The 21,284-nt window shown below is 58.5% G+C and carries 21 protein-coding genes and 2 pseudogenes; 17 read left to right on the top strand and 6 right to left on the bottom strand.

From position 1 onward, the window contains the following. The first annotated feature begins 1 nt into the window (after position 1). The 7 genes and pseudogenes from FQ187_RS05035 to FQ187_RS05005 all read left to right on the top strand — a co-directional run bounded on the left by FQ187_RS05035 (position 2) and on the right by FQ187_RS05005 (position 5,679). Positions 2-1,139, top strand: a pseudogene (locus FQ187_RS05035) (colicin E3/pyocin S6 family cytotoxin). Positions 1,140-1,147: 8 nt separating this feature from the next. Next, positions 1,148-1,387 (top strand): pyocin S6 family toxin immunity protein, encoded by a 240-nt coding sequence (locus FQ187_RS05030; protein ID WP_149628635.1) that lies wholly within the window; start codon positions 1,148-1,150, stop codon positions 1,385-1,387. Positions 1,388-1,452: 65 nt separating this feature from the next. Continuing rightward, positions 1,453-1,644 (top strand): annotated as a pseudogene (locus FQ187_RS05025) (colicin E3/pyocin S6 family cytotoxin); the annotation flags it as partial. Positions 1,645-1,652: 8 nt separating this feature from the next. Beyond that, positions 1,653-1,892, top strand: a complete 240-nt coding sequence (locus tag FQ187_RS05020) for a pyocin S6 family toxin immunity protein (protein ID WP_149628634.1) — start codon at positions 1,653-1,655, stop codon at positions 1,890-1,892. A gap of 136 nt (positions 1,893-2,028) precedes the next feature. Next, the gene (locus tag FQ187_RS05015) at positions 2,029-3,087 is read left to right on the top strand and encodes a PA0069 family radical SAM protein (RefSeq protein WP_149628633.1); all 1,059 of its coding nucleotides are present in this window, start codon (positions 2,029-2,031) and stop codon (positions 3,085-3,087) included. A 243-nt stretch (positions 3,088-3,330) separates the two neighbouring features. Beyond that, the gene (locus FQ187_RS05010; protein ID WP_149628632.1) at positions 3,331-4,062 is read left to right on the top strand and encodes a carbonic anhydrase; all 732 of its coding nucleotides are present in this window, start codon (positions 3,331-3,333) and stop codon (positions 4,060-4,062) included. Between the two features lie 90 nt (positions 4,063-4,152). After that, positions 4,153-5,679, top strand: a complete 1,527-nt coding sequence (locus FQ187_RS05005; protein WP_149628631.1) for a SulP family inorganic anion transporter — start codon at positions 4,153-4,155, stop codon at positions 5,677-5,679. 60 nt (positions 5,680-5,739) lie between these two features. Here the strand turns inward: FQ187_RS05005 and FQ187_RS05000 are convergent, their stop codons facing one another. Then, a complete protein-coding gene (locus FQ187_RS05000; RefSeq protein ID WP_149628630.1) occupies positions 5,740-6,390 on the bottom strand; it encodes a hypothetical protein in 651 nt (216 codons plus the stop codon). Positions 6,391-6,761: 371 nt separating this feature from the next. Between FQ187_RS05000 and coxB the strand changes: the two genes are divergently transcribed. From coxB to FQ187_RS04980, 4 genes are all read left to right on the top strand, one after another. Continuing rightward, a complete protein-coding gene (gene coxB, locus FQ187_RS04995) occupies positions 6,762-7,889 on the top strand; it encodes a cytochrome c oxidase subunit II (RefSeq protein ID WP_149628629.1) in 1,128 nt (375 codons plus the stop codon). An 82-nt stretch (positions 7,890-7,971) separates the two neighbouring features. After that, a complete protein-coding gene (ctaD, locus tag FQ187_RS04990; RefSeq protein WP_149628628.1) occupies positions 7,972-9,564 on the top strand; it encodes a cytochrome c oxidase subunit I in 1,593 nt (530 codons plus the stop codon). Positions 9,565-9,690: 126 nt separating this feature from the next. Next, complete coding sequence (locus tag FQ187_RS04985) at positions 9,691-10,248, top strand: cytochrome c oxidase assembly protein (protein ID WP_149628627.1); 558 nt, start codon at positions 9,691-9,693, stop codon at positions 10,246-10,248. A 33-nt stretch (positions 10,249-10,281) separates the two neighbouring features. Beyond that, on the top strand, positions 10,282-11,169 hold the full coding sequence (locus tag FQ187_RS04980) for a cytochrome c oxidase subunit 3 (RefSeq protein ID WP_149628626.1): 888 nt from the start codon (positions 10,282-10,284) through the stop codon (positions 11,167-11,169). Positions 11,170-11,173: 4 nt separating this feature from the next. Here FQ187_RS04980 and FQ187_RS04975 read toward each other — a convergent pair whose 3' ends face one another. Beyond that, entirely contained in the window at positions 11,174-11,377 is a 204-nt protein-coding gene (locus FQ187_RS04975) for a twin transmembrane helix small protein (RefSeq protein ID WP_094469789.1), read from the bottom strand. Positions 11,378-11,447: 70 nt separating this feature from the next. Between FQ187_RS04975 and FQ187_RS04970 the strand changes: the two genes are divergently transcribed. Genes FQ187_RS04970 through FQ187_RS04950 form a run of 5 tightly spaced genes read left to right on the top strand, consistent with a single transcriptional unit; the run spans position 11,448 to position 15,356 of the window. After that, positions 11,448-12,188, top strand: coding sequence for an SURF1 family protein (locus FQ187_RS04970; protein WP_149628625.1), 741 nt, complete (start codon positions 11,448-11,450; stop codon positions 12,186-12,188). Continuing rightward, positions 12,154-12,747, top strand: coding sequence for a hypothetical protein (locus FQ187_RS04965; protein WP_149628624.1), 594 nt, complete (start codon positions 12,154-12,156; stop codon positions 12,745-12,747). The genes FQ187_RS04970 and FQ187_RS04965 overlap by 35 nt, the downstream gene beginning before the upstream one ends. 10 nt (positions 12,748-12,757) lie before the next feature. Beyond that, the gene (locus FQ187_RS04960) at positions 12,758-13,837 is read left to right on the top strand and encodes a heme A synthase (RefSeq protein ID WP_149628623.1); all 1,080 of its coding nucleotides are present in this window, start codon (positions 12,758-12,760) and stop codon (positions 13,835-13,837) included. Next, positions 13,825-14,724, top strand: coding sequence for a heme o synthase (gene cyoE, locus FQ187_RS04955; RefSeq protein ID WP_134421173.1), 900 nt, complete (start codon positions 13,825-13,827; stop codon positions 14,722-14,724). Before FQ187_RS04960 ends, cyoE begins: the two co-directional genes overlap by 13 nt. Next, a complete protein-coding gene (locus tag FQ187_RS04950) occupies positions 14,721-15,356 on the top strand; it encodes an SCO family protein (protein ID WP_149628622.1) in 636 nt (211 codons plus the stop codon). The genes cyoE and FQ187_RS04950 overlap by 4 nt, the downstream gene beginning before the upstream one ends. Before the next feature lie 209 nt (positions 15,357-15,565). On the opposite strand, the gene FQ187_RS04940 is transcribed toward FQ187_RS04950, so the two are convergent. From FQ187_RS04940 to FQ187_RS04930, 3 genes are all read right to left on the bottom strand, one after another. Next, positions 15,566-16,339, bottom strand: a complete 774-nt coding sequence (locus tag FQ187_RS04940; RefSeq protein WP_149628621.1) for a MetQ/NlpA family ABC transporter substrate-binding protein — start codon at positions 16,337-16,339, stop codon at positions 15,566-15,568. Positions 16,340-16,417: 78 nt separating this feature from the next. Further along, entirely contained in the window at positions 16,418-17,092 is a 675-nt protein-coding gene (locus tag FQ187_RS04935; RefSeq protein ID WP_149628620.1) for a methionine ABC transporter permease, read from the bottom strand. Further along, entirely contained in the window at positions 17,092-18,099 is a 1,008-nt protein-coding gene (locus FQ187_RS04930; protein WP_149628619.1) for a methionine ABC transporter ATP-binding protein, read from the bottom strand. The genes FQ187_RS04935 and FQ187_RS04930 overlap by 1 nt, the downstream gene beginning before the upstream one ends. 263 nt (positions 18,100-18,362) lie before the next feature. On the opposite strand from FQ187_RS04930, the gene katE reads away from it, so the two are divergent. Beyond that, complete coding sequence (gene katE / locus FQ187_RS04925; protein ID WP_149628618.1) at positions 18,363-20,501, top strand: catalase HPII; 2,139 nt, start codon at positions 18,363-18,365, stop codon at positions 20,499-20,501. 64 nt (positions 20,502-20,565) lie between these two features. Here katE and FQ187_RS04920 read toward each other — a convergent pair whose 3' ends face one another. Further along, a complete protein-coding gene (locus tag FQ187_RS04920; protein WP_149628617.1) occupies positions 20,566-21,282 on the bottom strand; it encodes a PA5502 family lipoprotein in 717 nt (238 codons plus the stop codon). Positions 21,283-21,284 lie beyond the last annotated feature (2 nt).

Here is a 21,284-nt window from a genome sequence, read left to right as displayed (position 1 = left end):
TATGTGTGGCTGCCCCATTTGTAGAGCCCGCAAACCCACCCAGGAGGACATCCGCCGTCAACAGGCAGATACACTTCGGTATGAACAAGGATTGGCTCGTGATGAGGCCAGACGGAACGAAGCCTCTAAAACGCCAACGGCGAATGCTCCAACCTTCGGCTGTGTGTTCGCCAAGAGCTGTAACCTCCCTGACGGCGTAATCAATCACAACAACCCAGCCGGATTTGTGCCTGTCGAGAAACTGGCCGACTACGGAATGTGGGCTGTGCTTGGGACTGGGGCAGCTATTACCGCCCAAGGCACTCCACTGCAAATGGTGGGTGGGTCTGCTACTGGCAGTGCAATTGCTCAACGTCTTGGCGGTTCACTTGCACTCACTTTGCTGGAAGGATCAACAGTTGTTGTTGCTGGCGCTGCTTTGGGTACCGTTGCGTTACTGATACCAAACACCAGCATTTCACCAGACAGTGCCTTCTACACGACAGTACGCAACGCTTGATGCTGGCCGTACACGTGTCCGTGTCAATGCGAAGACCTTGCCGAATGGCTCAGTAAATGTTTACGGGTTCTACACGGGTGGCAAAAAGGACTGGGAAAATGTCCCTGTCATCGAGGGCAAGAAAGACGGTGAGAATTACGTTGCTGACATTGGCAACGGAATTGGGCTCACTTGGACGCCAGCGGCTAGCCCTGACGGTGTGCTAGGTATTCCTGCGCTTGAAGGCGCGCCACAGTTACCGCCTGTGTGGGTGTATCCGCCGACCGAACAGGCCAATAAGATATTGGTCAACCCGAAGCACCCGCCAGACTACCAAGACGCAATCATCTCGTTTCCTGGCACCGGTATTCAGCCGATTTACATTTCGCTGAGCGTCTCAGGTGACCATGGCTATCACCCGGCGCCGGGACGGTTAACTGCTTTTCCTGATGCTGCGAAAGACAAATCAAAAGGAAATGTCCAAGGCGGAGGCGGGCAACGTAGACGCTGGAAAGATCGTAAAGGTCGTATATATGAGTGGGACAGCCAGCATGGCGCGGTAGAAATGTACGACAAACAAGGCAATCACTTGGGCGAGTTCGACCCTGAAACGGGTGAGCAGACTAAGCCCGCTAAACCGGGTCGGAAAGTAGAAAAATAGGAGCTCTTATGTATCTGTGTATCACTGGCTTTTTGCCTGGCGACAATGAAGACACTTCATTGAAATACGAGGTGAAAGTATCACCAATATTTGAACAGTCGATTGTTTCTCTACTGGGGCATAAAAGCCTTAACGCGATGGCAAGTGGAGAGTGGTTGCTAACAACGGATCAAGTTAAGCAGATTGCCGCGTTGATCAACGAACCCATTCCGCTTGATCTTGATGTGTTCATTGGTGTCGAGGCGTAGTACTGCATGTCAATCACAAATCCACGGGTTATTGATATCTGGGCAATTCCTACTTGGGAACCTAACGAACAAGGGTTCAAGGTGGCGACGGGGCTCGCAAACATTGGAAGGATGGTAAGGGTCGTATTTACGAGTTGGATAGTCAGCACGGGGCTGTTGAAATGTACGATAAACAAGGCAAGCATTTAGGAGAGTTTGACCCTGTCACGGGCGAACAAAACAAGCCAGCCAAACCCGGTCGAAAAGTAGAGAAATAGGAGTTTTTATGTACCTTTGTATTAGCGGATTTCTGCCTGACAGTGCCGAAGATGATTCGCTTAAATTTGAACTTGATCTGAATGCCTCCTTTAATGACCAAATCGTTAAACTTCTCGGCCATAAAAGTCTGAACGAAATGGCTAGCGGAGAATGGTTGCTAACAACTGAGGAGGTTCAGCAGATTGCTTTATTGATCAATCAGCCAATTCCAAGCAACCTTGATTTATTCATTGGGGTTGAGGCGTAGTTCTTCTTTTGCCTCCATAAGGGACTTACGGCCATACCTTTGAAGCGCTGGTATCAAGGACAGGGCGCCGAGCGGTGCTGGCATGGGCATTCAGCGTAATGTACTGTATGTTCATACAGCTACCGAGTATCCGTCGATGTCCACTCCTCTTCCGCCACGCGGCCGCGGCACCGCCACCAACCCGCACAACCGTTTCGCGCCGAATCGCTCGGTGGCCGAGGATGACGGCTGGTATCAGGAAGCGCCGATCACCCAAGGCACCGAGGTGCGCATCGAAACGGCGAAAACCATCATCACTCGCAACAACTCGCCGGACTTGCCCTTTGATCGTTCGATCAATCCCTATCGCGGTTGCGAGCACGGTTGCATCTATTGCTACGCGCGACCCAGCCACGCTTATTGGGACATGTCGCCAGGGCTGGATTTCGAAACCAAACTGATCGCCAAGACCAACGCCGCCGATGTGCTGGAAGAACAACTGTCCAAGCGCGGCTATCAATGTGCGCCGATCAATCTGGGCTCCAATACGGACCCTTATCAACCGATTGAACGCGAACACAAAATCACCCGCAAAACCCTCGAAGTGCTGCTGCGCTATCGCCATCCCGTGACCATCATTACCAAGGGCTCGCTGATTCTTCGGGATCTGGACCTGCTGGTCGAACTCGCCGAGCAAAGGCTGGTGGCGGTGATGATCAGCCTCACTACCCTGGACGATGAGCTCAAACGCATCCTCGAACCGCGCGCGGCTGCACCCAAGGCTCGGTTGCGGGCGATCCGCGTGATGCGTGAAGCGGGAGTTCCGGTGGGCGTTCTGTGCTCACCGATGATTCCGATGATCAACGACAGCGAACTCGAAAGCCTGCTCACCGAAGCTCATGCCGTGGGGGCGCAAAGTGCGGCCTACATGATGCTGCGCCTGCCGCTGGAAGTTGCGCCGCTGTTCGAAGAATGGCTGGCGACCCACTATCCTCAGCGTGCCGCTCATGTGTTGAGCCTGATTCGTCAGAGCCGTGGTGGCGAGCTCTACGACAGTCGCTTCGGTGCCAGGATGCGCGGCGAAGGGCCGTTTGCCGATCTGCTGGCGCAACGCTTTGCCAAAACCATCAAACGTCTGGGGCTCAATCATCGGGAAGGTTTCAATCTGGACTGCGAAGCCTTCTGTCCGCCGGGTCGCCAGATGTCGTTGATTTGAGGACAATTGGCCTATGGTTGAGTAGTGTGAAATACACTTTGCCACTACGCTGGTCACGTTCTCTGTGACTTGGAACACACGTTCTAGAGCGTTTTATTCAGTTTGAGTTAAGTTTCGGCCGCTACCTTGTTCATCGAGTGACTGACGGGGCGAGATTCTCGGCCCGGATGTTTTTTATACAGCCACTGGCTTCACACCGGACAAAACGGGAAAATTCCCTGACTCCGCCAAAGAGGATGAATCATGAGTGACAAGGATAAACAGCCGTTGGCTGCGTCGGCTTCAGCCCAACCAGAGGCGGAAACCGCCGATGCAGCGCTGCAGCATATCGTTGACGGCTTTTTGCATTTTCATCACGAAGTTTTTCCACAGCAGGAAGAACTCTTCAAAAAACTCGCCACGGCCCAGAGCCCCAGAGCGATGTTCATCGCCTGCGCCGATTCGCGCATCGTTCCTGAGCTGATCACCCAAAGCGCCCCTGGCGACCTGTTCGTGACCCGTAACGTCGGCAACGTTGTGCCGCCTTATGGGCAAATGAACGGCGGTGTTTCCACGGCAATCGAATACGCGGTACTGGCCCTCGGCGTGCAGCACATCATCATCTGCGGGCACTCCGACTGTGGCGCGATGCGCGCGGTGCTCAACCCGCAAAGCCTGGAAAAAATGCCGACGGTCAAAGCCTGGCTGCGTCATGTCGAAGTGGCAAAAACCATGGTCCAGGAAAACTGCCATTGCGCTGACGAAAACGAAAGCATGCACGTCCTCACCGAGGAGAATGTGATCGCTCAGCTGCAACATTTGCGCACGCACCCGTCGGTAGCCTCGCGCATGGCCAATGGTCAGCTGTTTATCCATGGTTGGATCTACAACATCGAAACCAGCCAAATCAGAGCTTACGACGCGGACAAGGGTTGTTTCCTGCCGCTCGATGGCAGCCATCCGATTCCGGTGGCGACGCCTAAAGCGCGCTTCTAAATCTTCCTAAATCATTGTGTGGTTTAGCCGAGGCTGCCGATCAGGCAGCCTGGCTTCGCCACGCCTGAAGAAAACTTCGGGAGAGTCACCATGCGTGCTGCTCAACTTAAAGCTGTTCTGCCACGGGAGCTGCTGGCGTCCGTGGTTGTATTTCTCGTCGCCCTGCCCTTGTGCATGGGCATCGCTATCGCCTCGGGGCTGCCGCCGTCCAAGGGTTTGATCACCGGGATCATCGGTGGTTTGGTGGTGGGCTGGATTGCCGGTTCACCACTGCAAGTCAGCGGCCCGGCAGCCGGTTTGGCGGTTCTGGTGTTCGAACTGGTGCGCCAACACGGTATCGCCATGCTCGGGCCCATCCTGCTGCTGGCCGGTTTTCTGCAATTGGTGGCCGGGCGTTTGAAGCTCGGCTGCTGGTTTCGGGTCACGGCGCCGGCCGTGGTCTACGGCATGCTCGCCGGGATTGGTGTACTGATCGTGTTGTCGCAAGTGCATGTGATGCTTGATGCCGTGCCCAAGCCTTCCGGGCTGGATAACCTGGCAGCCTTCCCGGCGGCCGTCGTCCAGGCCTTGCCGTCCTTGGGTTGGCAAGCCGGGTTGCTCGGACTGTCGACGATTGCGGTGATGTGGTTGTGGGAGAAATTCCGCCCCCATTCCCTGCGCTTCATTCCCGGCGCATTGCTGGGTGTAGGCCTGGCGACCGTCGCCAGCCTGGTGCTCGCCTTGCAGGTCAAACGAGTGGAAGTCCCGGCCAACCTGGCGGAAGCCATCGACTGGTTGAAACCTGCAGATCTGCTCAATCTGGCTGACCCGACCTTGCTGATCGCCGCGTTTGCCGTGGCCTTCATCGCCAGCGCCGAAACCCTGCTCTCCGCCGCCGCGGTGGACCGCATGCACAGCGGCCAGCGCTCAGACTTCGACAAGGAATTGTCGGCTCAAGGCGTCGGCAACATGCTTTGCGGTCTGCTCGGCGCGCTACCGATGACCGGCGTGATCGTGCGCAGTTCGGCCAACGTCCAGGCCGGCGCCACCACGCGACTGTCGGCGATCTTCCACGGCCTGTGGTTGCTGGCTTTCGTGTTGCTGCTGTCCCTCGTGCTGCAAAGCATTCCGGTGGCGAGCCTGGCGGGCGTTCTGGTTTATACCGGTTTCAAACTGGTCGACCTCAAGGCCTTCCGCGGTTTGGGCCGATATGGCCGGATGCCGATGTTCACCTACGCGGCGACCGCTCTGGCAATCATCTTCACCGACCTGCTGACTGGCGTGCTGATCGGCTTCGGCCTGACCCTGGCCAAGCTGGCCTGGAAGGCTTCGCGGCTGAAAATCAGCCTGATCGATCTGCCCAAGGACGGCGAAATGGAGTTGCGATTGATAGGTGCGGCGACCTTCCTCAAAGTGCCGGCGCTGACCCAAGTGCTGGGGACCATTCCGGCAGGCGCGACGGTGCATGTGCCGCTCAATAACCTGAGCTACATCGATCACTCGTGTCTGGAGTTGCTGGAGGAATGGGGTCGGGCCAATGCGGCCAAGGGATCAAAACTGTTGATTGAAGCGCGGGGGTTGAAGCGCAGGTTGGAGGGGCGATTGCGGACCACGACAGGCGTCGGCTCTGCGGGATAGGAAAGCCACTGTGGGAGCGAGCAGGCTCGCTCCCACAGGGATTCGATTCCTACCGTTGGATCAAGCCGCTGGCTGATCCAGCTCCAGGCCTACACCCAGTTGGCGCGACAGGCACGGCCAGCGCTTCCACGCAGCGCCGGTGTCCGGGCTGTTGAGTTTCTCGCGGTAGGCTTCCACTGACTCCAGCGCGAAACTGTCTTCGTTGAGCATCTCGTCCACGGCGAGATGCACCGCCTCATCCAGTTGATTGGCGAACTCCTCGCCGATCAGTTGGTGGGCAATCAGGTTGGCAACAGTCGTGTCCAGTGGGATCAGCGGCTGGCCAAAATGCTTGATGTACAGGTCATTGACCTCTTCGACCAGGCGGTGTGCCAGATAGGCTTCGTCCAGCAGGCTGTCCAGACCGACGTGACCGGCCATGATCGCCGGCGGCTGAAGGAAGAACTGCTCGGCGATTTTCAGCACCGGTTTGATCTGTGATTCGATACCCGCTTCCCTGGCGACTTCATTGGCTGCGTCCAGCAGGTCCGGCACTTGCTCTATATACGCGGCCACAAAACGCGTCATCACGCCGTTGGCGTCGACATCCGGCAATTGGATGGCGGAGTGAAGGTGTGGCAGTTGAGTTTCCAGCTGACGAGTCAGCTGGCCGGTTTCGGCTTCGTGTTGTTGGGCTTTTTGGATCTGCTCGCGCAATGCGGCGGTGTTCATGAAAACTCCAGGAAACAAAGGCAATGAAATAGGGAAGACATAACTTAGCTGGCATACGAAAAATGCTAAGACGCATTTGTCATAATTATTTCATCCTTGAGACATCAAAGTTATACCGGTTTGCCGCCACTCGTCTGCATCCTTCTCCATTCGTGCCCTGGAACGCAAGTCCCAGCTGTTTCAGATGATTTACGCCCTCACATTGCGAGGTGGCAGTCGCTGGCTATACTCGGGTGGGAATGGAGTTAGCTGATGACGCCCGACTGCACACGCAGCAAGGCTCGGCGATTCAAGTTCGTAGTCTGAAAAAGCCGCTCCCTTGCCGCAGGTGAAAGCCGGCGGGATAACAAGAACGATAAGGGGAACCCGCAATGATGCGACATCCACATGTCTGGATGGGCCTCCTGTTGTGGTCGATTTTCAGTCAGGCACAAGCGGCCTGGACTGTGAATATGGCGCCTGGAGCGACTGAAATCAGTCACGCAGTATTTGACCTGCACATGACCATTTTCTGGATCTGTGTAGTGATCGGCATCATCGTCTTCGGCGCCATGTTCTGGTCGATGATTCTCCACCGCCGCTCGACCGGGCAGGTGGCCGCAAAATTTCATGAAAGCACCACCGTTGAAATCCTCTGGACCATCGTGCCCTTCCTGATCCTGGTGGCCATGGCGGTTCCCGCGACCGCAACCCTGATCAAGATGTACGACGCCAGTGAGCCGGATATCGATATCCAGGTCACCGGCTATCAGTGGAAGTGGCACTACAAATACCTGGGCCAGGACGTTGAGTTCTTCAGCAACCTGACCACGCCCGCCGATCAGATCCACAACAAGGAAGCCAAGAGCGAACACTACTTGCTTGAGGTCGATAAGCCTTTGGTGCTTCCGATCGGCGCCAAGGTGCGCTTCCTGGTGACTTCCGCCGACGTCATCCATTCCTGGTGGGTGCCGGCCTTTGCGGTCAAGCGTGATGCGATTCCGGGGTTCGTCAACGAAGCTTGGACCCGCGTCGACAAGCCCGGCATTTACCGCGGTCAATGCGCCGAATTGTGCGGCAAGGACCACGGCTTCATGCCCATCGTGGTCGAGGTCAAGGAAAAGGCCGATTACGAAAAATGGCTGGGCGAGCGCAAGGCTGAAGCCCTGCAGCTCAAAGAGCTGACCAGCAAGGAATGGACCCTCGACGAGCTTAAAGAGCGCGGCGACAAGATCTATCACACCACCTGCGTCGCCTGTCACCAGGCCGAAGGTCAGGGCCTGCCGCCGATGTTCCCGGCGCTCAAGGGCTCGAAAATCGCTACCGGACCGAAAGAAGGGCACCTGAGCATTGTCTTCCACGGCAAGCCCGGCACCGCGATGGCGGCGTTCGGCAAGCAACTCTCGGAAGTCGATATCGCAGCGGTCGTGACCTACGAACGTAACGCCTGGGGCAACGACAAGGGCGACATGGTCACCCCTAAAGAAGTGCTGGAGCTGAAACAGGCGGAAAGCAAATGACCCGGTCTATTGCGCACGTAAGGAACCAGTCGGGGCATCGCGCCCCGGCCTGCCCAGCCCATCTGTTTGCAGGAGACAGGACATGACTGTTGTAGTCGATGACCATGTTCATATCGGCACCGCCCACGCCCACGGCCCCGCCAAAGGCCTGATGCGCTGGGTCCTGACCACCAACCACAAGGATATCGGCACGCTGTACCTGTGGTTCGCGTTCTCCATGTTCTTGCTCGGCGGCTCGTTCGCGATGGTGATTCGTGCCGAGTTGTTCCAGCCAGGACTGCAAATCGTCCAACCGGAATTCTTCAACCAGATGACCACCATGCACGGTCTGGTGATGGTCTTCGGTGCGGTGATGCCGGCGTTCGTCGGCCTCGCCAACTGGATGATCCCGTTGATGATCGGCGCGCCGGATATGGCCCTGCCACGGATGAACAACTTCAGCTTCTGGCTATTGCCGGCGGCGTTCATCCTGCTGGTATCGACCCTGTTCACCCCCGGCGGCGGACCGAACTTCGGCTGGACGTTCTACGCCCCGCTGTCGACGACCTACGCGCCGGAAAGCGTGACCTTCTTCATCTTCGCCATCCACTTGATGGGGATCAGTTCGATCATGGGCGCGATCAACGTGATCGCCACCATCCTCAACCTGCGCGCCCCCGGCATGACGCTGATGAAAATGCCGCTGTTCGTCTGGACCTGGCTGATTACCGCGTTCCTGCTGATCGCGGTGATGCCGGTACTGGCCGGCTGCGTGACGATGATGCTGATGGACATCCACTTCGGCACCAGCTTCTTCAGTGCCGCCGGTGGCGGTGACCCGGTGTTGTTCCAGCACGTGTTCTGGTTCTTCGGTCACCCCGAGGTGTACATCATGATCCTGCCGGCCTTCGGTGCCGTCAGCTCGATCATTCCGGCCTTCTCACGCAAGCCGCTGTTCGGCTACACCTCGATGGTCTATGCGACGGCGAGTATCGCGTTCCTGTCGTTCATCGTCTGGGCGCACCACATGTTCGTGGTCGGCATTCCGTTGGTGGGCGAGTTGTTCTTCATGTACGCCACGCTGCTGATCGCGGTGCCGACCGGAGTGAAGGTGTTCAACTGGGCCAGCACCATGTGGCAAGGCTCGCTGACCTTCGAGACACCGATGCTGTTTGCGGTGGCGTTCGTGATCCTGTTTTCCATCGGCGGTTTCTCCGGGTTGATGCTGGCCATCGCCCCGGCGGACTTCCAGTACCAGGACACCTACTTTGTGGTCGCGCACTTCCACTACGTACTGGTGCCGGGAGCCATCTTCGGGATCTTCGCTTCGGCCTACTACTGGATGCCGAAATGGACCGGCCACATGTACGACGAAACCCTAGGCAAGTTGCACTTCTGGCTCTCGTTCATCGGCATGAACATGGCTTTCTTCCCGATGCATTTCGTGGGGCTGGCGGGCATGCCGCGGCGAATTCCCGACTACAACCTGCAATTCGCCGACTTCAACATGGTGTCGTCGATCGGCGCGTTCATGTTCGGCGCTACGCAGATCTTCTTCCTGTTCATCGTGATCAAGACCATCCGTGGTGGCCCGCCAGCACCGGCCAAACCGTGGGATGGGGCCGAAGGCCTGGAATGGAGTATTCCGTCACCGGCGCCGTATCACACCTTCACCACGCCGCCGGAAGTGAAATGAACACCTTGCCCTATGTGGGAGCGGGCTTGCTCGCGAAGAACGATAACGCAGTTTGTCTGACGGACCGCAGCGTCTGCTTCGCGAGCAAGCCCGCTCCCACAGGGTTTTGTGTGGAGGGCTTGCACCGTGGCTGACTCTATTTCGTTGAAGAAACTGGTCACGCGCCTGTTGCTGGTGGTGGTGGCGATGTTTGTCTTCGGGTTTGCCCTGGTGCCGATCTACGACGTGATGTGCAAGGCGTTCGGCATCAACGGCAAGACCGGCGGACAGTACGAGGGTGAGCAAACGGTCGACACCTCGCGGCAGGTCCGCGTGCAGTTCCTGTCGACCAACTCCGCCGACATGTCCTGGGATTTCTACCCCAAGAGCGATGAGCTGACGGCTAATCCGGGAGCGGTGAACGAGATGATTTTCATCGCCCATAACCCGACCGATCGCCCGATGAGCGCCCAGGCGGTTCCGAGCATCGCGCCCAGCGCCGCGGCGGCGTACTTCCACAAGACCGAATGTTTCTGCTTTACCCAGCAAGTGCTGCAGCCCGGTCAACGGATCGAGATGCCGGTACGTTTCATCGTTGACCGTGACATGCCCAAGGATGTGAAGCACCTGACGCTTTCTTACACGCTGTTCGATATCACCGCACGTCATCCACCCACTGCTGTTGCTGCAAACACCGGTGGCTAGGCGTTAAAGCGTGCCCGATAAGGAGAACAATAAATGGCAACTCATGAACATTATTACGTTCCGGCACAGAGCAAATGGCCGATCATTGCCACGGTCGGTATGTTCGTCACCGTGTTCGGCCTGGCCACCTGGTTCAATGACCTGAAGGCGGCGCGGCCGGAGTCCCACGGCCCGCTGATCTTTTTCGTCGGTGGCCTGATGGTGGCCTACATGCTGTTCGGCTGGTTCGGTACGGTGATCAAGGAAAGCCGCCAAGGGTTGTACAGCGCACAGATGGATCGCTCGTTCCGCTGGGGCATGAGCTGGTTCATCTTTTCGGAGGTGATGTTCTTCATCGCCTTCTTCGGCGCACTGTTTTATGTGCGTAACATTTCCGGCCCGGCGCTCGGGGGTGAAGGGGTCAAAGGCATCGCTCATATGCTTTGGCCGAATTTCCAGTTTGCGTGGCCATTGCTGCACACCCCTGACCCGCAACTCTTCCCGCCGCCCAAGGAAGTCATCAGTCCCTGGGGCCTGCCGCTGCTCAATACCGTTTTGCTGGTGAGTTCTAGCATCACCGTGACCATCGCCCACCACGCCTTGAAAAAGGGCCATCGCGGCGCGCTGAAAATCTGGCTGGCGCTCACCGTGTTACTGGGCTGCGCGTTCCTTGGTTTTCAGGCCGAAGAATACATGCATGCCTACCACGAACTGGGCCTGACGCTCGGTTCGGGCATCTACGGCGCGACCTTCTTCATGCTCACCGGCTTCCACGGCGCCCACGTGACCATCGGCACCATCATCCTGTTTGTGATGTTGATGCGGATCATGCGCGGGCACTTCGACGCCGATCACCAGTTCGCGTTTGAAGCGGCGAGCTGGTACTGGCACTTCGTGGACGTGGTGTGGATCGGTCTGTTCGTTTTCGTCTACGTGCTCTGAGGCTTTACCAAGGCGCAGTAGAGACCAACTGGCCGCTGAAAAAACCCCAGGCAATCAAGCCGACGGTAATGGCGGCCAGCGCAACACGAACACTCAAGGCAATGACGAGGCGGTTCGAGCTGCTGTCGTCCTTGACCAGAAAAAACAGGCCGCTGAACAGGCTGACAACCGTGGCAATCAGCATCAGGACGATGGCTGCTTTGAGCATGGTGAGACTCCGGGGGGAAGGCGATGCACTTGAGTATAGCTATCGCGACTAGCGACTTTCTGGCGACGCCATGAAGCGTTTTCGGCCGGGCATCGTACCGACCCTGGTGGTCGCGTTGTTGCTGCCCATGCTGGTGTCACTCGGGTTCTGGCAATTGAGCCGGGGCGCAGAGAAAAGCGCGCTGCTGCAAAGCTACACCGAGCGCCGTGCCGCCGAACCGATGGCCAGCACCGAGCTGCAACACATCGCAGATCCGGCCTTCCGCCGGGTTCACCTGCACGGCCAGTTCGATGCCGCCCACAGCCTGTTGCTGGATAACCGTCAGCGCGACGGCAAGGTTGGCGTCGAACTGCTGCAACCGTTTCAGGATCAGGCGACCGGGCTCTGGTTGTTGATCAATCGCGGCTGGCTGCCGTGGCCGGATCGCCGCACCCCACCGCAATTCACCACACCGACTCAGGCCTTGAGTCTCGTTGCCTGGGTCTACGTCTCCCCCGGCGCCACCTTCCAATTGCACGCCGACCCGAATACCACCACGTGGCCACAACTGGTTACCGCAGTTGAACCGGCCAGGCTCTGGACGGCGCTGGATCGTGAAGGCTTTACCTACGAATTACGCGCAGAAAACGGCCCCGCGTCCTACCAGGCCGATTGGCCGGTGGTGGCCATGGGGCCGGAAAAACACCTGGCTTATGCCGTGCAGTGGTTCGCCATGTCGATCGCCCTGTTTGGCCTTTATCTCTATCTCGGCTGGCACAACGCAAAGGAGAAACACCATGGGAGCGGCCATGAATCCACCCAACATGTCTGAGGCGAAAACGCCGGCGAGTCGGCGCAAAGGTCGCTTGCAGTTACTGCTGATCCTGCTTGGGGTGATCGGTCCGATGATCCTCGCCACCGGCATGTACAAATTGCAGTTCTGGGTACCGGAAGGTCGCAGCTATCACGGCGAACTGATCGGCAACGGCCAGACCCGCGCCGACCTCGGCGTGCAGGCGCAGGAGGATCGTTGGCAGATACTGGTGACCGCGCCCAAGGATTGCTCGGTGGACTGTCAGCAACTGGTGTACCTGGCGCGGCAGATCCAGATCGGCCTCGGCCGTGATGCCGGGCGCGCCAGTCATGCCTTGGCCACGGCACAACCGCTGAGCAGTGAATACGACGCCAAGCTGACGCGCGAGTATCCTCAATTGCAGCGCTATCCACTGAGCCTGACCGACTTCCATAAAACTGTCGGCGACAAGGCTGTGCCGCAGCTGTGGATCATCGATCCGCATGGCAATCTGGTGCTGCGCTACGACCCGACGGTGAAGGGTAAGGATCTGCTCAACGACCTGCGCCATTTGCTGAAACTGTCGAACATCGGATAAGGGCATCGTCATGGCCAAACCTGGATTTCGCCTCGCGCTGTTTGCCACCTTGCTGGCACTGATTGTGGTGTTGCTCGGCGCCTACACCCGCCTGACCCACGCCGGCCTCGGCTGCCCGGACTGGCCGGGTTGCTATGGCTTTATCAGCGTGCCGAAAAGCGAAGTTCAATTGGCCCACGCCGAACTGCATTTTCCCGACGCTCCCGTCGAAGCCCATAAGGGCTGGAACGAGATGGTTCACCGCTACTTCGCCGGTACGCTGGGGCTGCTGATCTCGGTGCTGGCGGGTCGTGCCTGGGTTCATCGTCGCCATCCGGGACAACCGGTGAAGTTGCCGTTGTTTCTGCTGGCGGTGGTGATTGCCCAAGCGGCATTCGGCATGTGGACGGTGACGCTCAAGCTCTGGCCACAAGTGGTGACCGGGCATTTGCTCGGCGGCTTTGCGACGTTGAGCCTGCTGTTTTTGCTGACGTTGCGATTGTCCGGCGTGTTGCCGGCGCTGACCGTGCCACGGCGTTTGCAGTACTGGGCGACCGCCGGGTTGCTGCTGGTGATCGGGCAAATCGCCCTCGGTGGCTGGGTCAGTGCCAACTACGCGGCGGTGGCCTGTATCGACTTCCCGACCTGCCACGGGCAATGGCTGCCACCGGCTGATTTCGCCAACGGTTTTCACCTGACTCAACACATCGGCCCCAATTACCTCGGCGGGCAACTGGACAGCGATGCCCGCACCGCGATTCATCTGACTCACCGCATCGGCGCATTGTTAGTTACGCTGGTGCTGCTCGGCTTGGCGTGGCAACTGAGGGTGGTCGGCATGACTCGCTTGGCGGGGCTCGTACTGATCGCACTCGCCGCGCAGATCACCCTCGGCATCAGCAATGTGCTGTTTCACCTGCCACTGCCAGTGGCCGTCGCGCACAACGCGGGCGGCGCGGCGCTATTGCTGACGATGGTGCTGGTCAATTATCACGCGCGAACCAGTCTGGTTCGGGTCAAGCAGCAACCCCCTGCACGCTGGCGGTTCAGTCCGCGCAAACACTCAGCCGGGCCCATAACAATAAAAGGAGAGATGCCATGGCGACTCTGATCGGTGCACGTCACAGTCAAGCGATCTGGCGTGACTACCTGGAGCTGACGAAGCCGAAAGTGGTGGTGCTGATGCTCATCACCTCACTGGTGGGGATGTTCCTCGCGACCCGCGCCGGGGTGCCGTGGACGGTGCTGGTGTTCGGCAATCTGGGGATTGCGCTGTGTGCCGGTGGTGCGGCGGCGGTGAATCATGTGGTGGACCGACGCATCGATGCGGTTATGGCCCGCACCCACAAACGTCCCTTGGCCGAAGGCCGGGTTTCGCCGGCGGCCGCACTGACGTTTGCCTTGGTATTGGCGGTGCTTGGGCAAGCCATACTGCTGGCCTTCACCAATCCACTGACGGCCTGGCTGACCCTGGCCTCGCTGCTTGGCTATGCGGTGGTCTACACCGGTTTCCTGAAACGCGCGACGCCGCAGAACATCGTCATCGGCGGCCTGGCCGGCGCCGCCCCGCCACTGCTCGGCTGGACCGCCGCCACCGGTCATGTCAGCGCCGAACCCTTGCTGTTGGTGTTGATCATCTTCGCCTGGACCCCGCCGCACTTCTGGGCGCTGGCCATTCACCGCAAAGAGGAATACGCCAAAGCCGACATTCCGATGCTGCCGGTGACCCATGGCGAGCACTACACCAAGGTCCACATCCTGCTTTATACCTTTGCGCTGCTGGCCGTCAGCCTGATGCCGTACGTGATCCACATGAGCGGCATGCTCTACCTGATTTGCGCGCTGGGACTGGGCGCGAGGTTTCTGCAATGGGCCGTGGTGCTGTACCGTGGCACTCGGCCGCACGCGGCGATCAACACCTTCAAGTACTCTATTTACTACTTGTTCCTACTGTTTATCGCGCTGCTCGTAGACCACTACTTACTGTTGAACCTATGACTCGAACCCAGAAAACCGTCTTCATCCTCGTTGCCCTGATCGCGCTGGTCCTAGGCCTGACCATCAACAAAGTGCTGTCCGGTAAAGGCCAGGGCGATCCGACAGCATTGATCGACGCCGGGATCATCCTGCTGCCGCAAAGCCGTAATCTGCCGGACGTGACGATGACCGATCAGGACGGTAAACCGGTGGCGGTCAACGCGTTGAAAGACAAATGGTCGCTGCTGTTCTTCGGCTACACCTTCTGCCCCGACATCTGCCCGACCACCCTCGCCCAGCTGCGCCAGATCAAGAGCGAGCTGCCGCCAGAGGCTGTGGCCAAGTTGCAGATCATTCTGGTCAGCATCGACCCGAACCGCGACACGCCCCAGCAGCTCAAGCAGTACCTGGGCTACTTCGATCCGCAGTTCCAAGGGCTGACGGCTTCGTCGGTTGAAGACATTCAGAAACTGGCCAACGCAGTAAGTATTCCGTTCATTCCGGCGGACACCAGCAAGCCGAACTACACCGTCGACCACAGCGGCAACCTGGCGGTGATCGGGCCGGACGGGACGCAGCGTGGGTTCATTCGCGCCCCGTTGAACAACGTGAAATTGGTGGCGCAGTTGCCGGTGATGCTTACCCGCAAATAGTGTGAACTACACAAAACTATTGTGGGAGCGGCGGTGCGACGATTCGACTTGCTCGCGAAAGCGGTGGATCAGCCGCCATAAATGCTGAATGACACACCGCATTCGCGAGCAAGTCGAATCGTCGCACCGCCGCTCCCACAGGGTCCGTATTCCAGGCATAAAAAAACGGGGACGCAATCAATGCGTCCCCGTTTTTTATTGCTGTCAGATCAGAACGCTGGCAATACCGCGCCTTTGTACTTCTCGAGGATGAAGGCTTTCACTTCCGGGCTGTGCAGGGCAGCAATCAGCTTCTTCATCGCTTCGCTGTCCTTGTCGTTCGGACGGGCAACGAGGATGTTCACGTAAGGCGAGTCGTTGCCTTCGATGACCAGCGCATCCTTGGCCGGATCAAGCTTGGCTTCCAGCGCGTAGTTGGTGTTGATCAGTGCCAGGTCGACCTGGGTCAGCACGCGCGGGATGGTCGCGGCTTCCAGTTCACGGAATTTCAGGTCCTTGGTGTTCTCGGTGATGTCTTTGACGGTCGACAGGATGTTGTTCGAATCCTTCAACTTGATCAGGCCAGCCTTCGCCAGCAGCAACAGCGCACGGCCGCCGTTGGTGGCGTCGTTCGGGATCACCACGTTGGCGCCGCCTGGCAGCTCGGTCAGTGCTTTGTACTTGCTGGAGTAAGCGCCCAGCGGTTCCAGGTGCACACCGGCAACGGCCACCAGGTTGGTGCCCTTGGCCTTGTTGAATTCATCGAGGTACGGCTGGTGCTGGAAGAAGTTGGCGTCCAGACGTTTTTCGGCCACCTGCACGTTCGGCTGGATGTAGTCGGTGAAGACTTTGACCTTCAGGTCCACGCCTTCTTTGGCCAGGGCCGGTTTCACGAATTCGAGGATTTCTGCGTGCGGGACCGGGGTAGCCGCGACGGTCAGGGTTTCATCGGCCTGAGCAGAGAACGCTGCAACGGCTGCGAGCGCTACGAGTAGTTTTTTCATTCAGCTAACTCCTTGTGAGACGCCGGTCTTCGGCGCCTGCCAGCGAATGGCCGGCTCAATTGTCATTTACGGGACTCTTTATTTCCTGGAGAAGTGCACAACCAACTTGTCGCCAACGGTTTGCAGCACCTGAACGATCACCAGCAGCAACATCACCGTCACGACCATCACATCAGGCTGGAAACGCTGGTAACCGAACCGGATCGCCAGGTCGCCCAAACCACCTGCGCCGACCACACCCGCCATCGCCGTGTAGGACACCAGTGTAATGGCTGTCACCGTAATCGCCGCGAAGATGCCCGGGCGGGCTTCCGGCAGCAAGGCATTGGTGATGATCTGCCGCGTCGTCGCGCCCATGGCCTGGGTTGCCTCGATGATGCCGCGATCCACTTCACGCAGGGCGGTTTCCACCAGTCGCGCAAAGAATGGCGTAGCGCCCACCACCAGCGGTGGAATCGCACCGGCGACACCCAGGGACGTACCGGTGATCAACACCGTGAACGGAATCATCACGATCAGCAGAATGATGAACGGCAGCGAACGCAGGATGTTCACCGCCAGCGACAGCATCGCGTAGACGCCTTTGGCTTCCAGCAACTGACGCGGGCTGCAGAGGAACAACAGCACGCCCAGGGGCAGACCGAGCAAAACGGTGAACAACAGCGAACCGAAGAGCATCAGAAAGGTATCGCCGGTGGCCAGCCAGATTTCGAACCAGTCGATGTTGACGAAGAAACTTGCCAGGACTTCCATTAGCGCAGGACCTCCATGTGGACGTCAGCTGCAGTGAAGTGGGCGAACGCCGCTTCCATGTCGCCACCGGTAACGGCCAGGGTCAACTGCCCGTAGGGCACGTCTTTGATGCGGTCGATACGACCGGCCAGGATGCTGTAGTCCACGCCCGTTTCGCGGGCGACGGTACCTAGCAATGGCGCGTAGGTCGATTCGCCCTGGAAGGTCAGACGCACGATGCGGCCTGGAACGTGAGCGAAGTCGTCGCGCTGTTCGCTTTCGTCGATCTGCTCGTCCTCTTGCACGAAGCGCTTGGTGGTCGGGTGCTTCGGATGCAGGAACACCTCGGCTACCGAACCTTGCTCGACGATCACGCCAGCGTCCATCACCGCGACCTGGTCGCAGACCCGTCGGATCACGTCCATCTCGTGGGTAATCAACACGATGGTCAGCTTCAGTTCGCGATTGATCTCGGCCAGCAATTGCAGGACCGACGCAGTGGTCTGCGGGTCCAGTGCGCTGGTGGCTTCGTCGCACAGCAGGATTTTCGGCTTGGTCGCCAGGGCACGGGCGATGCCGACACGCTGCTTCTGGCCACCGGACAATTGCGCCGGGTACTTCTTGGCGTGGTCGGACAGGCCAACCCGCTTCAGCAATTCGGCGACACGCCGGTCAATCTCACTGCGCGACAGCTCACCGGCCAGGGTCAGTGGCAGCGCGACGTTGTCGGCCACGGTCTTGGACGCCAGCAAGTTGAAGTGCTGGAAAATCATCCCGACTTGCTGACGGAAGCGTCGCAGGCTGTTGGCGTCGAGCGCGGTGACTTCTTCGCCGTCGACGAATATCTTGCCGCCACTGGACTCTTCCAGGCGATTGATCAGACGCAGCAGGGTACTTTTTCCCGCACCGGAATGGCCGATCAGACCGAAGACCTGTCCGTTCTCAATCGTCAGACTGGTCGGATGCAGGGCGGGAATATCCTTACCGGCAACGCGGTAAGTTTTGTGGACGTTTTGAAACTCGATCACGTAGCGAACCTTGTGGGGCGCGTTGGAAAAGGGTCAGCGGTTAGCCGGGCGCGCATTTTAGCCTGTCCGTATAGAGGTTATTAGCATTTATTCCGCATTCAACCTTCCATTTGGCAATAACGCGATCAAAGGTTAGAAAAAAGGAACGGCGCAAAACGTCATCAGTCACTAATTAGGCAACTCGAAAACGCCCCCGGTCCGTGCCTGGGGTATTGCTTAAGAGTCCTGGCTACGGCGGGAATCGCAACGAGGAGTTTTGTCTGATGAGTACTAAAAAACCTGCCACAACCAAAAGCGCACTGGCCGGGACCGATACTCCGGACCGCGGAAACACCAATGCCAAGCTCGACAGCCTGGAGCAATTTCGCTCGGACGCCACTGAACAGGCCCTGCGCACCAACCAGGGCGTGAAAGTCTCGGACAACCAGAACACGTTGAAAGCCGGCGCCCGCGGGCCATCGTTGCTGGAAGATTTCATCATGCGTGAAAAGATCACGCATTTTGACCATGAACGCATTCCCGAGCGCATCGTCCACGCCCGCGGCACCGGTGCTCACGGCTACTTCCAGAGCTATGAAACCCATTCCGTGCTGACCAAGGCCGGGTTCCTACAAGACCCAAGCCAAAAAACCCCGGTCTTCGTCCGTTTCTCCACGGTGCAGGGCCCTCGTGGGTCGGGCGATACCGTGCGGGACGTACGAGGTTTCGCGGTGAAGTTTTTCACCGACGAAGGCAACTTCGACCTGGTGGGCAACAACATGCCGGTGTTTTTCATTCAGGATGCGATCAAGTTTCCTGACTTCGTGCACGCGGTGAAACCCGAGCCGCACAATGAGATGCCCACCGGCGGTTCAGCTCACGACACCTTTTGGGATTTTGTCTCTCTAGTACCGGAGTCGGCGCACATGGTGATCTGGGCCATGTCCGACCGGGCGATCCCGAAAAGCCTGCGCAGCATGCAAGGCTTCGGCGTGCACACCTTCCGCCTGATCAATGCCGAAGGTAAATCGCGCTTCGTCAAATTCCACTGGCGCCCCACTGCCGGGACCTGTTCGCTGGTGTGGGATGAAGCGCAGAAACTCGCCGGTAAAGACACGGATTACCACCGTCGCGATCTCTGGGAGTCGATCGAGATGGGCGACTACCCGGAATGGGAACTGGGCGTACAGATCATCGAGGAGGAAAACGAACATAAATTCGACTTCGACATCCTCGACCCGACCAAGCTGATCCCGGAAGAACTGGTGCCGATCACCCCGTTGGGCAAAATGACCCTCAACCGTAACCCCGACAACTTCTTCGCCGAAACCGAACAGGTCGCCTTCTGCCCTGGGCATATCGTGCCGGGGATCGACTTTTCCAACGATCCATTGCTGCAAGGTCGGTTGTTTTCCTACACCGATACGCAAATCAGCCGACTCGGTGGGCCGAACTTTCACGAGATCCCGATCAACCGCCCGGTGGCACCGTTCCACAATGGTCAACGGGACGCGTTGCATCGTTCCACCATCGACAAGGGCCGCGCGTCCTACGAGCCGAACTCCATTGATAGCGGTTGGCCGAAAGAAACACCGCCGGCAGCCCAGGATGGCGGTTTCGAAAGTTATCCAGAGCGCATCGACGCCAACAAGATCCGTCAGCGCAGCGAATCCTTCAGCGACCACTTCTCCCAGGCACGGCTGTTTTTCCACAGCATGAGCAAGCACGAGCAGGAGCACATCATCTCGGCTTACAGCTTCGAGTTGGGCAAGGTTGAGCGGGAGTTCATCCGCACGCGCCAAGTGAATGAGATTCTGGCCAACATTGATCTGGAACTGGCTAAACGCGTGGCGCAGAACCTGGGGTTGCCCGCGCCCAACGCCGGGACGGTCGAAGTACGCAAAACCTCACTGGATCACTCGCCGGCCCTGAGCCAGGCCAACTTGCTGCCGGCGGATATCAAAACCCGCAAAGTGGCAATCCTGGCAGCCAATGGCGTCGATGGTGCAGCGATTGATGCCATGAAGAAAGCGCTGAAGGCCGAAGGTGCGCACGCCAAACTGCTCGGCCCGACGTCTGCTCCTGTGACCACCGCCGATGGCAAAGCATTACCGGTCGATGCGTCAATGGAAGGCTTGCCTTCGGTGGCGTTCGATGCGGTGTTTGTGCCCGGTGGCGCGGCGTCGATCAAGGCGTTGAGCACTGACGGCGTGGCGCTGCATTACGTGCTGGAGGCGTACAAGCACTTGAAAGCGATTGCGCTGCAGGGCGAGGCCAAACAGTTGCTGGATGTGTTGAAGCTGGAGGCTGATGCGGGGTTGATTGTGGGTACGGATGTGAAGTTGATCAAACCGTTTTTTGCCGCGATCGGGCAGCATCGGGTGTGGGACAGGGAGCCGAAAGCCAAGGCGATTCCGGCCTAACGTTTTGTATCGATGGCAGGGACGCCTTCGTCGGAACGCCGCCCGGAGCCGGCTCGCGATGCTTTTAAGGTTTACGCGGGCTCAGAACCATCTGCGCAGGAACGTTGCGCAGAATCTGCTTCTCCAGATTCAGATCAAAATCCGAATCGAGCTTCTTCACGCGTTTGGTCAGCAACGTGGTCAACCAAGGGAAGTCCTGGGTGCGTGGCGCCTGAATACTCACATCACATTGGTAATTCACCACATCGGCGGCGATCGCATCCAGTTGACGACGAAGTTTGGTCATATCAGTCAGGTTCAACGCAACCGTGGTGCTTTCAGCCGTCGGATCAATGACTTTGGCCTGTGGCTTGGCTTCGGCAGCCATGAGCGCAGCTTCGGCTCTATCCAGCTCGGCTTTACGGGCATTGACGATGGCGTTGTTGACCCCTCCGGTCAGCGCCGGAGCCTTGGGCATCAACGCCCGGGCCCGGGCCAGCGCCGTCGCGGCAGCATTCACATCACCTTTTTGCAGCACGATCTGACTGCGGCGCAGATAGGCTTCGGCCAGTTGCCGCTGGTATTGCTCAAGGGATTGATCGTTGGGCGACTCAGCCTGCAAGGCAGCGAGTTGATCTTCGGCAGTCGCCAGCTCACTGCTGGCGAGGCTTTGTTCCAGCTGTGCGATGGCCGTGGCCCGTGCACCGGTAGCCTCGGTGGCCGCCGGTGGCGTGCTTTGGCAAGCGCCCAGTAGCAGCGAAAATGCGACAAGGAGCAGATAACGGGAGGCGAACGGCTTCATTC

This window comes from Pseudomonas sp. ANT_J28 (assembly GCF_008370005.1).
GTDB classification, from domain to species: domain Bacteria; phylum Pseudomonadota; class Gammaproteobacteria; order Pseudomonadales; family Pseudomonadaceae; genus Aquipseudomonas; species Aquipseudomonas frigoris.
This window is presented reverse-complemented; position numbering and strand designations above follow the sequence as displayed.

Coding starts and splice junctions, on each gene's coding strand:
- FQ187_RS04940 (WP_149628621.1), bottom strand. CDS start 16,339: ATGAAAAAACTACTCGTAGCGCTCGCAGCCGTTGCAGCGTTCTCTGCT.
- FQ187_RS04960 (WP_149628623.1), top strand. CDS start 12,758: ATGGCCAAACCTGGATTTCGCCTCGCGCTGTTTGCCACCTTGCTGGCA.
- FQ187_RS04920 (WP_149628617.1), bottom strand. CDS start 21,282: ATGAAGCCGTTCGCCTCCCGTTATCTGCTCCTTGTCGCATTTTCGCTG.
- katE (WP_149628618.1), top strand. CDS start 18,363: ATGAGTACTAAAAAACCTGCCACAACCAAAAGCGCACTGGCCGGGACC.
- FQ187_RS05010 (WP_149628632.1), top strand. CDS start 3,331: ATGAGTGACAAGGATAAACAGCCGTTGGCTGCGTCGGCTTCAGCCCAA.
- FQ187_RS04980 (WP_149628626.1), top strand. CDS start 10,282: ATGGCAACTCATGAACATTATTACGTTCCGGCACAGAGCAAATGGCCG.
- cyoE (WP_134421173.1), top strand. CDS start 13,825: ATGGCGACTCTGATCGGTGCACGTCACAGTCAAGCGATCTGGCGTGAC.
- ctaD (WP_149628628.1), top strand. CDS start 7,972: ATGACTGTTGTAGTCGATGACCATGTTCATATCGGCACCGCCCACGCC.
- FQ187_RS05005 (WP_149628631.1), top strand. CDS start 4,153: ATGCGTGCTGCTCAACTTAAAGCTGTTCTGCCACGGGAGCTGCTGGCG.
- FQ187_RS04970 (WP_149628625.1), top strand. CDS start 11,448: ATGAAGCGTTTTCGGCCGGGCATCGTACCGACCCTGGTGGTCGCGTTG.
- FQ187_RS04950 (WP_149628622.1), top strand. CDS start 14,721: ATGACTCGAACCCAGAAAACCGTCTTCATCCTCGTTGCCCTGATCGCG.
- FQ187_RS05015 (WP_149628633.1), top strand. CDS start 2,029: ATGTCCACTCCTCTTCCGCCACGCGGCCGCGGCACCGCCACCAACCCG.
- FQ187_RS05020 (WP_149628634.1), top strand. CDS start 1,653: ATGTACCTTTGTATTAGCGGATTTCTGCCTGACAGTGCCGAAGATGAT.
- coxB (WP_149628629.1), top strand. CDS start 6,762: ATGATGCGACATCCACATGTCTGGATGGGCCTCCTGTTGTGGTCGATT.
- FQ187_RS04935 (WP_149628620.1), bottom strand. CDS start 17,092: ATGGAAGTCCTGGCAAGTTTCTTCGTCAACATCGACTGGTTCGAAATC.
- FQ187_RS05000 (WP_149628630.1), bottom strand. CDS start 6,390: ATGAACACCGCCGCATTGCGCGAGCAGATCCAAAAAGCCCAACAACAC.
- FQ187_RS05030 (WP_149628635.1), top strand. CDS start 1,148: ATGTATCTGTGTATCACTGGCTTTTTGCCTGGCGACAATGAAGACACT.
- FQ187_RS04965 (WP_149628624.1), top strand. CDS start 12,154: ATGGGAGCGGCCATGAATCCACCCAACATGTCTGAGGCGAAAACGCCG.
- FQ187_RS04975 (WP_094469789.1), bottom strand. CDS start 11,377: ATGCTCAAAGCAGCCATCGTCCTGATGCTGATTGCCACGGTTGTCAGC.